The sequence below is a fragment of the Wolbachia endosymbiont of Nasonia giraulti genome (genome assembly GCF_048054155.1).
GTDB classification, from domain to species: Bacteria; Pseudomonadota; Alphaproteobacteria; order Rickettsiales; family Anaplasmataceae; genus Wolbachia; species Wolbachia pipientis_C.
In genome coordinates this window covers 1-8,487 of sequence record NZ_JAFEVH010000038.1, presented here as the reverse complement: position 1 = coordinate 8,487, position 8,487 = coordinate 1, and the positions used below count along the sequence as shown (strand labels likewise).

General features: G+C 33.1%; 7 protein-coding genes and 1 pseudogene. 5 read left to right on the top strand and 3 right to left on the bottom strand.

What is annotated here, in order from left to right:
- Positions 1-178: 178 nt before the first annotated feature.
- The 3 genes and pseudogenes from rho to JR312_RS04945 all read right to left on the bottom strand — a co-directional run bounded on the left by rho (position 179) and on the right by JR312_RS04945 (position 3,270).
- On the bottom strand, positions 179-1,585 hold the full coding sequence (gene rho, locus JR312_RS04955; RefSeq protein WP_416647875.1) for a transcription termination factor Rho: 1,407 nt from the start codon (positions 1,583-1,585) through the stop codon (positions 179-181).
- Positions 1,586-1,779: 194 nt separating this feature from the next.
- Positions 1,780-2,385, bottom strand: coding sequence for a cell cycle transcriptional regulator TrcR (locus JR312_RS04950; RefSeq protein WP_007301964.1), 606 nt, complete (start codon positions 2,383-2,385; stop codon positions 1,780-1,782).
- Positions 2,386-2,499: 114 nt separating this feature from the next.
- Positions 2,500-3,270: pseudogene (locus JR312_RS04945) on the bottom strand (IS5 family transposase).
- A gap of 189 nt (positions 3,271-3,459) precedes the next feature.
- Here JR312_RS04945 and JR312_RS04940 point away from each other — a divergent pair.
- The 5 genes from JR312_RS04940 (at position 3,460) to trpS (ending at position 8,342) form a co-directional block, all read left to right on the top strand.
- A complete protein-coding gene (locus JR312_RS04940; protein ID WP_416647874.1) occupies positions 3,460-5,259 on the top strand; it encodes a peptidylprolyl isomerase in 1,800 nt (599 codons plus the stop codon).
- Between the two features lie 134 nt (positions 5,260-5,393).
- On the top strand, positions 5,394-5,708 hold the full coding sequence (rpsP, locus tag JR312_RS04935; RefSeq protein ID WP_416647873.1) for a 30S ribosomal protein S16: 315 nt from the start codon (positions 5,394-5,396) through the stop codon (positions 5,706-5,708).
- A 10-nt stretch (positions 5,709-5,718) separates the two neighbouring features.
- Positions 5,719-6,705 (top strand): polyprenyl synthetase family protein, encoded by a 987-nt coding sequence (locus tag JR312_RS04930; RefSeq protein WP_264331259.1) that lies wholly within the window; start codon positions 5,719-5,721, stop codon positions 6,703-6,705.
- A 62-nt stretch (positions 6,706-6,767) separates the two neighbouring features.
- Positions 6,768-7,328 (top strand): nucleotide exchange factor GrpE, encoded by a 561-nt coding sequence (locus JR312_RS04925; protein ID WP_416647872.1) that lies wholly within the window; start codon positions 6,768-6,770, stop codon positions 7,326-7,328.
- Between the two features lie 15 nt (positions 7,329-7,343).
- The gene (gene trpS / locus JR312_RS04920; protein ID WP_264331258.1) at positions 7,344-8,342 is read left to right on the top strand and encodes a tryptophan--tRNA ligase; all 999 of its coding nucleotides are present in this window, start codon (positions 7,344-7,346) and stop codon (positions 8,340-8,342) included.
- Positions 8,343-8,487 lie beyond the last annotated feature (145 nt).

Here is an 8,487-nt window from a genome sequence, read left to right as displayed (position 1 = left end):
GATGACAGGATATTTGTTTCTAATTCTTTATAATCTACCAAACCAGTAGTTCTATTTGCTTGACTCATATCAAACCTCCATTTTTTATATCAATTTATTACTTTTTTTTCGGTTTGACACACTTTTTTGAACGTTCCCATAAACATAGCTTTTTTGCTCCATCAGAATTGGCTTACTTTTAGTGATTCATGGAGTTAAAAAAGTCAGCATTGCTCTTTGTTAAAAGTAGTTTGTCACGTAAAAACTCCATTGCTTCAACAGACCCCATAGGATTAAGTATCCTACGCAACACCCATATTTTATTTAGTATGGCCTTATCAACTAATAGCTCTTCCTTCCTTGTTCCGGATTTTGTAATATCAATAGCAGGGAATATACGTTTATCAGCAAGTTTTCTATCTAGTATAATTTCAGCATTACCTGTGCCTTTAAACTCTTCAAAAATAACATCATCCATTTTTGAACCAGTTTCTATAAGGGCTGTAGCGATGATTGTCAAAGAACCACCATTTTCAATATTACGAGCTGCTCCAAAAAAGCGTTTTGGTCTTTGCAGCGCATTTGAATCTACACCGCCGGTTAGAACCTTTCCAGACGAAGGAATGACTGCATTATAAGCACGTGCAAGGCGAGTTATAGAATCAAGCAAAATCACTACATCTTTTTTGTGTTCAACCATTCTTTTAGCTTTTTCTATTACTATTTCAGCAAGTTGGACATGACGGTAGGCAGGTTCATCAAATGTAGAGCTTACCACTTCACCCTTTACAGAGCGTATCATATCTGTCACCTCTTCGGGTCTTTCATCTATAAGTAATACTATTAGTTCTATTTCAGAATGATTTGTAGCTATAGAGTGAGCCATTTGCTGAAGCAATATCGTTTTTCCTGTACGAGGTGGAGCAACTATCAATGCTCTTTGTCCTTTTCCAAGAGGTGTAACTATATCTACAGCACGCATGTTTATATCTTTTTTATTATCTCCGCTACTGTTGTTTTCAAGGAAGAGGCTTTTTTCAGGATAAAGCGGAAGCAAATTATCAAAATGGACGTACTTTCTTAATTCACTGATTTCAGTAGAGTTTATACTTTGAACCTTAGTTAAAGTAAAATATCTTTCTTTATCACCAGGTGGCCTTATTTCTCCACATACCATATCTCCTGTACGTAAATTAAACTTCTTTATTTGGCCATTGGAAATATAAACATCATCGGTACTTGGAGCATAATTTGCACTTGATGAACGTAAGAAACCAAAACCATCAGGCAATATTTCCACTACTCCACTTCCTGTGGTTATGCCTCCTTCTTCACTCATTTTCTTCATTAAACTGAATATCATTTCCTGTTTTAGCATCCTGCCATTGCCTTTACCACTAGTTGAAATTTTTCTTTCTTCAGCTAGCTCTAACAATTCTTCTGCTGTTTTCTCTTTCAATTCGCTCAGGTCCAATGTTTTCTTGTTTTTTTCAGCACCTTCACTGGTCATTTGTTTTACTGCGTCAGCATTATGAATTTGTTCGCTTTTTTCAGGTTGACCTACAACCCCTCCTTTTGCTAAGACATCTTCATTGATTGTTGTCATAATCCTCCAAAAATTTTAATTGATGCTTACTAACCTAAAATGTGAATATAAAACAATAAATTAGGCTGAGCTAGTTTTTAGTGCGTATTTAGACTTAATTATTATTAAACTAGATACTTTACTTACATTATACTGATAAAAACTAACAAGTCAAGTCAATTTAATATTAACAAAGTACAAGAATTTGAGAATCATCAATAGCTATTATTTATATTTTTTAATCTTTGTTTCTTCTCTTCTTCTACTTTCGCTTTTTCTACTTCCGCTTCTAAATTTTCCTGGCTACATAAACCAAGTAGTACAGGATCCTGAGGTTTGATATTGAGTATGTTATGATGAGACCTATCTCTTACCTGCTCAACTGTGTAATTTGTTGTACCAACTAGCTTAGCTATTACATTATTGTTCAAGATAGGAAATTTTTTTACCAAATAATAAATCGCATTAGGTTTATCTCTACGCCTTGCTGTGGAAGCAAAGGCAAGAAAGCTAATCGTCTTTGCCCTTTTTTTCATATTTTTTATAATCAAATTTGGTACACGATTTGGATTTTTTTTGCAATTATCGATTTCTTTTTCAGTAATTATTTCAGAAATAATAGGGTCATACTTTTCAACTTCTATTTCCTCATCAGCTATGTCTTGTACTTTTTCAAGGGATAACTTGCAACATTGTGCTATTTGATCAAAAGTTAAGCTAGTGTTATCAACCAACCAAGCAGCTACTTGCATGAGAAATTGTTCATTTCTATCTTTATTGTCTTTAGAAGATTCCATTGACATCGAAAAAACATCTCCCATTTTAATATTCCTTTACTGTTATAGAAATAAAATATAAACCATTAAAACTAAAAAAGCATTAACTTTGTCATCCAATGGCTTTTTAGTTTATATTTCTTATCTCTTAGAACCTGTTCATAATCTTTTGAGGAGGAAAGAAGCAAAAGCAAATTTGTAGGCTAGTATTAAGTTTACGCTCGCAATTTTTCCAAAGTCGCCTACATTTTTCCAACCAGGCAAAAGAAGATCTCTCAACAATCCATCTTTTTGGCAATACAGCAAAGGTGTGTAATTCGCTTCACCTCAACAGTTGCACCAATAGTTACTTTCATCTGTGTTGCAAAATTTTCTCCAGTGTAGCCTGCATCAACCAGTATGTTTTTAACTTCAGAGAGACTTTCTTTAGCATTTTTAACCATTGTCAAAGCACTGCTACGATCGGTTATTTCTGCCGTTGTTATATGAATTGCGTGTGTCAAACCTTTTGTATCAACTGCGATATGACGCTTTATTACTGAAATTTTCTTGCCATCATCATAACCTTTTTTTTCAGCAGTATCGGTATTTTTTACACTTTGGGCATCAATGATGCAGAAGCTTGTTTTGGTATTCCGACCACTGTTCTCTCCAACCAATTTTTTTTAAGACAATTTCTAGAACACTTTCTCTATCTTCATTCGTTTTTTTACTCCATTTCTTGAAGTAATCGTAACAATTTCGCCATCTTGGAAACTCTTTTGGAAGCATTCGCCATTGACAGCCACTTTTTAGTACATAAAGCACACCACAAAATAACTCGTATAAACCTAATCTTCTTGGCTTTGTTTTCTTTCGCACGCTTTCTAAAATTAGTCTAATCTTTTCGAATTTTTCACAACTTATGTCACTTGGATATGTATTCCTCATACTTTACCTCATGTCAACTATACCTCATCTTACCATATTCAGAGATCACTTACAGGCTCTTAGGTTAATATAAGCTTCCATTCAATTTAATACACTACAATATTACATATATTAGCTAATTTGTTAATAGATTTACAAAGATTAAATTATTGCTATTCTAAATTTAAGTGTTAGTTAACTGAGTTTACAATGAGTATTAGAAATTTTTTTACCAAGGCAATCGTTCTCCTTTTAGTTTGCTTATTAATCTTTATGGGGATTGGCAATCTTTTATCAAATGATGATGAAAGGAAAGAATTAGCTAAAGTAGGAAAGGAAGTTATAACATCAGATGAATATAAATTACTATATCAAAATTATGAAAAGCAAATTTCTGGATCTGATGTAAGTAAAGAACAAGTAAAAAAGCTGAAATATGATTTACTTAACGCACTTATAGAGCAAAAACTATTGTTTAACCTAATTAGCGAACTTGGATTAAAAGTTGGAGAAGAATCTATCAAAAGCCATATAAAAAATACCAAGTACTTTCAGGACGATAAAGGAGAATTTGACCATAATAAATTCCATCAAACTCTAAATAGCCTGCATATAACAGAAAAGGAATATATAGAAAAATTAGAGAAAATCCTGCCTGCAATGATGTTCATGACTTCGTTATTTAAAGATAATTATCCGGTAACTTTTGGTGAGAGTGTTGATGAGCAGATATACAAAAATCGCTACCAAACTAGAGTAGTTGATATTGTTAAAATAACTGAGGATGCAATTACAGACGTTCCTGAACCAGATGATCAAGCCTTACTTGATTTGTATGAAAGAAATAAGTCCAATTTTTATTACCCTGAGTATCGAACTGCGCAATACATTTCTCTGGATCAAAAATATTTTGAAGATCAAATCAGAATTTCAGATGAAGAGGTTGATAGTATAATAGAACATCAGGAACTTAAAAATCAAAGAGACATATTCAATGTGATATTTCCTACCAAAGAAAAAGCTGAAATAGCAAGAAGAGCACTTGAAGAAAGTAAAGCAAGCTTTGAACAAATAATAGAAGAGTTTAATAAAGTGAAACTCGATGAAACCAGAGTAAATAATATAACTAAGGATTTCTTACCTGAAAATATGAGAGAAAAGGTATTTGCTCTCAAAACAGGTGAAGTAAGTGAAGTTTTAACAAGCAATTTTGGATGGCACGTAATAAAGGTAGAAGGCATACATCAAATCTCTGATGAAGACTTGGTTGATTTAAAAAAAGACATAAGGTCAGTTTTAACCAATCAAAAGTCTTTTGAAAAAGTCAATGATTTCATAAATCAAGTGAATTATAAGATATACAATGGTGCAACGATTGAAGAAATCTCCAATAATTACAATTTACCTATACAAACCATTGGTCCAGTAGATGCTAGTGGAAAAGACCAAAGTGGTAATGAAGTAGGAAATTCCAGTGATTTCATTTCTTTCATTTTTTCACGCGAGAAAGATCAGAAGAGTTATTTTAAGGGTGTTGGAGATACTGTTGTTGGTGTAAAAATCAGTGATATCGTTCCTCCTAAATTACAAAATTTTGAAGAAAGTAGGGAATCAGCCATAAAGCTTTGGCGTAGTGAATTTATAAAAGAAAGAATGTTTAAAATGGGACAAGAAGTAGCAGTTCAACTAAGAGAAAAGACAGATTTGGAAGAAATGCAAGGTATAAAATTGGTTAAAGGCCAGCAAATACAACGCAATGAACAAAACTACCCTTTTTCTTTCATAGAAGAGATTTTCAATATGAAAACAACTAATTCGGTAACAGATCCTATTCAATACAATAATGAAATTATAATAGGCGTTCTAAAACAAATGCATTCATCAAATGGTAAATTAAACATGCTTGATACCGGAAAACGTGTGATGATATCGCTAAAGGAACAGTTAATTAGCTATCTAAAATCAAAGTATAGAGTAGAAGTTAATCATGCTATGATTGATGATATATAAAAAAGTTTATTATCTTCCTTTTATGAGTGATTGGAGGGGGCTATATTGTATTTTTAGGTAAAAGAGGTACAATTAGTTTGACTTGAGCTGTTTATTGTATTTAAATTGTAATTAATATATGAATAAAGGTTGACATGGCAGTTAAAATAAGGTTAGCAAGGCTTGGGGCAAAGAAACGTCCTTTTTATAGGATAGTTGTAGCCGACTCACGAGCACCAAGGGATGGGCGCTTTATTGAGAGAATAGGACAATATGATCCAATGTTGCCAAAAGACAATAAAAATCGTGTTGTGGTAAAAGCTGATAGATTAAAACATTGGCTAAGTGTAGGAGCGCAAGCAACTGAAAGGGTAATGTGGTTCATTAAAAAAGGCATAGTAGATTTAGAAACAGAATCGGAAAAAATAGAAAAGAAAAAAGTTGAGAAAGTACAAGGGCAAGAAGCATAAGTCCTCTTAAATGCTAAACACTGATTTAACAAAAAGTAGTAAATTAGATGATATTGTGTCTTCTGATTTATTGGCTATGAATGACTTTATCTTCAAAAATGTCAATGATGAAGGTACTAAGCTTGCTACCGATGTTACATCTCATCTTATTAATTCAGGAGGAAAAAAGATAAGGCCTAAGCTCGTTTTTATTGTGTGTAAAATGCTGAATTACTCTGGAGAGAGTAGGGTCAACATTGCTGCATCGGTAGAATTTATACACAACGCTACTTTACTTCATGATGATGTGCTTGATGAAAGTAAGGCACGACATGGAGTTGCAACAGCAAATAAAATTTGGGGGAATAAATCAAGCATTTTAGTTGGTGATCTATTATTGACCTTAGCATTTAGATGGCTTATAGAATGTGGGAATTTAAGTGTTCTCTCTATTTTATCTAAGGCATCTAATTTGCTTGTCAAGGGTGAGATAAAGCAGATGACAACACGTTTTGACCCTAACACAATTAGGAAAAATTATTTTAATATCATTGCAGAAAAGACAGCATCTTTGTTTTCTGCATGCTGCGAGGCTGCATCAGTAGTATCTGGAGCCACAAGTGACGAAATAGAGAGGCTAAGGAATTTCGGGTTTAATTTTGGTATGGCATTCCAAATAATTGATGACGTGCTAGATTATACTGCTAATCAAGGCACTTTAGGAAAGCAACTTGGAAAAGATTTCTTTGAAGGTAAAGTTACTTTACCTTCTATTATAGCATATGAAAAAGGCAGCCCATCAGAACAAAAATTCTGGGAGAAATCTTTTTCTTCAGCTAGACACAATTTTGACCAAGCATTACAATATATTAATCATCATAATGCCATTCATGTTTCTATGGAAGAAGCTAAACACTATATTAATATGGCGCAAAGTAATATTGATACTTTTTCTGATTCTCTTTATAAAACTGCTTTGATTGACTTTTTAAATGCAAGCATAGAAAGACAAGGATAGCTAACGCTTGATATTTTTAGATTGATTGTTATATATTTATTAAGTTTGTAGGGGTGAATGATATGTCAGATAGTAGTAAAGAGAAAAAAAAGAAATTTGCCGATATGGTCAGTAAACGAAAAGGGGATGATCAAGAAGATCAGCAAACAGGTGATTTAAGTGAAGAGCTTAATATATTAAAAGAACGTGCAGTTCAGCTTGAAGATCATTTACGTCGCGCTGTTGCGGATAATGAAAACGTTAAACGTATAATGCAAAAGCAAATTAGCGATGCAAGTGATTATGCAGTCACGAAATTTGCACGTGATATGATCGACTCTTGTGACAATTTAAAAAAAGCAATGGAAAACTTGAAAGATGATGATCCTATTCATGAAGGAATAAAAGTGGCGCACCAAAAGATTGTGAGTGATCTAAAAAAACATGGAATAGAAGAAATAGATCCAATAGGTAACTCTTTTGACAGCAATTTACATCAAGCTGTTGTGGAAAGAGAAGATAATGAAAAAGAGCCTGGCACTATTGTAGAAGTACTACAAACTGGTTATACCATTAAAAATAGGTTGCTTCGTCCTGCAATGGTTATTCTTTCTAAAAAATCTGCTGATTGCGAAAGTAACTAATAAAACACTCAAGGTATGACAGAAGTTGTCTTCTCAGGTATTCAGCCAAGTGGAGTATTACACTTGGGCAATTATCTTGGTGCAATTAAGCAGTGGATAGGCTTGCAGGATAAATATAAATCTCTTTTTTGTGTTGTTGATCTGCATGCAATCACAGCAAATAAGCTTCCCGCAAATGAATTAAAAAATAATATTTTTAAAGCAGCAGCAACTTATATTGCATGTGGAATAGATCCGGAAAAGTCGATTATTTTCAATCAATCCGCAGTTAGTGGTCATGCAGAATTGGGCTGGCTGCTAGGGTGCTATACACCAATTGGTTGGCTTAATCGTATGACTCAATTTAAAGATAAGGCTGGAAGCGATAAACAAAAAGCTTCTCTTGGGTTATATAGCTACCCAGTACTTATGGCTGCGGATATATTGCTGTATCAAACTAAATATGTTCCTGTTGGCGATGATCAAAAACAGCATTTAGAACTTGCACGTGATATTGCATCAGCTTTTAACAATCATTATGAATGTAGTCATTTCATCATACCTGAAATCTTAACTTTGGATTGTACATCAAGGATAATGAGCTTAAGAGATGGAGCAAGCAAGATGAGCAAATCTGATCCTTCAGAATATTCATGCATTAACCTTAACGATACAAATGACTTAATTGTCAAGAAAATAGAAAAAGCAAAAACAGATTCAATTCTAGGCTTTGATTTTGCTACTTTAAAGTGCCGTCCAGAAGTAAACAATTTGGTAAACATTTATTCAGTGCTTAGTGATTTAAATGTAGAAAAAGTGTGTGAAAAAGTGAATAAACATGACATGAAGAACTTTAAAAAAGAGTTAGCTGACTTAATCATCAGCGTTATATCACCCATACGCGAGAAGATGAATATTCTTCTAAAAGATCAGCTTCATTTACATAAAATATTAAAACAAGGTACAGAAAAAGCAGCAGAAATTGCAAATAACAATATAAAAAAGATCAAGGATATTATAGGGTTTGTTCAATAGGTTACAACTATAGTATTTCCTAAAGTAAATGATAAAGGTATAATAAAGTATTTGAGTTATAATGGCATATAGTGTGGATTTAAGGGAAAAGGCAGTATTGATGATAGAAAAAGGTAAGACAAAGGTTGAGGTAGCAGAGCTTATG

Excerpts from the sequence above, each read along its gene's own strand:
- trpS (WP_264331258.1), top strand. The coding sequence starts at position 7,344 with ATGACAGAAGTTGTCTTCTCAGGTATTCAGCCAAGTGGAGTATTACAC.
- rpsP (WP_416647873.1), top strand. The coding sequence starts at position 5,394 with ATGGCAGTTAAAATAAGGTTAGCAAGGCTTGGGGCAAAGAAACGTCCT.
- JR312_RS04930 (WP_264331259.1), top strand. The coding sequence starts at position 5,719 with ATGCTAAACACTGATTTAACAAAAAGTAGTAAATTAGATGATATTGTG.
- JR312_RS04925 (WP_416647872.1), top strand. The coding sequence starts at position 6,768 with ATGTCAGATAGTAGTAAAGAGAAAAAAAAGAAATTTGCCGATATGGTC.
- JR312_RS04950 (WP_007301964.1), bottom strand. The coding sequence starts at position 2,385 with ATGGGAGATGTTTTTTCGATGTCAATGGAATCTTCTAAAGACAATAAA.
- rho (WP_416647875.1), bottom strand. The coding sequence starts at position 1,585 with ATGACAACAATCAATGAAGATGTCTTAGCAAAAGGAGGGGTTGTAGGT.
- JR312_RS04940 (WP_416647874.1), top strand. The coding sequence starts at position 3,460 with ATGAGTATTAGAAATTTTTTTACCAAGGCAATCGTTCTCCTTTTAGTT.